Here is a 702-nt window from a genome sequence, read left to right as displayed (position 1 = left end):
CGTGGGTGGCAAGACGCTGAAGTTTGAAGTGGTTTCCGAGGACGACCAGTGCGACGCCAAGACCGGCGTGGCCGTGGCCCAGAAGCTCGTGGATTCGGGCGTGAAGTACGTCATGGGCCCCTACTGCTCGGGCGTGGCCATTCCCGCATCGCGTGTGTACGACGGCGGCGGCACCATGGTTTCCACCGTGGGTACCAACCCCAAGGTCACGCAGGGCGGCTACAAGAACGTGTTCCGCATCGTTGCCAGCGATTCGCAGATCGGCGGCAACATGGCAGCCTACGCCGCCAACACCATGAAGCTCAAGAAGGTGGGCGTGGTCGATGACCGCACCGCCTTCGGTCAGGGCGTGGCCGAGGAGTTCGCCAAGGAAGCGCAGAAGCTGGGCCTGACCATCGTCGGCCGCGAGTTCACCAACGACAAGGCCACCGACTTCATGGCCATTCTGACCAGCCTCAAGGGCAAGCAGCCCGAGGCCATTTTCTACGGCGGCTACGCGCCCCAGGCCGCCCCCATGGCACGCCAGATGAAGCAGCTGGGCATCAGCGCCAAGCTGCTGGGTGGCGACACGCTGTGCAGCCCCGAGGTGGCCAAGCTTGCGGGCGACGCGGTCAACGACTTTGTGTACTGCGCCTACGCCGGCATGCTGATGGACGCCAACGACACCACCAAGGCCTTCCAGGACAAGTTCAAGAAGCGCTT

General features: G+C 64.1%; 1 protein-coding gene. It reads left to right on the top strand.

Annotation, left to right across the window (positions count from 1 at the left end):
- Positions 1 to 702 (top strand): branched-chain amino acid ABC transporter substrate-binding protein (locus MJ602_RS16685; RefSeq protein ID WP_243021868.1); only part of this gene is annotated, 702 nt, incomplete at both ends.

The organism is Simplicispira sedimenti (assembly GCF_022760965.1).
Lineage (GTDB): Bacteria > Pseudomonadota > Gammaproteobacteria > Burkholderiales > Burkholderiaceae_C > Simplicispira > Simplicispira sedimenti.
The sequence above is the reverse complement of the archived record's forward strand: the minus strand, read 5'-3'. Positions and strand labels throughout refer to the sequence as shown.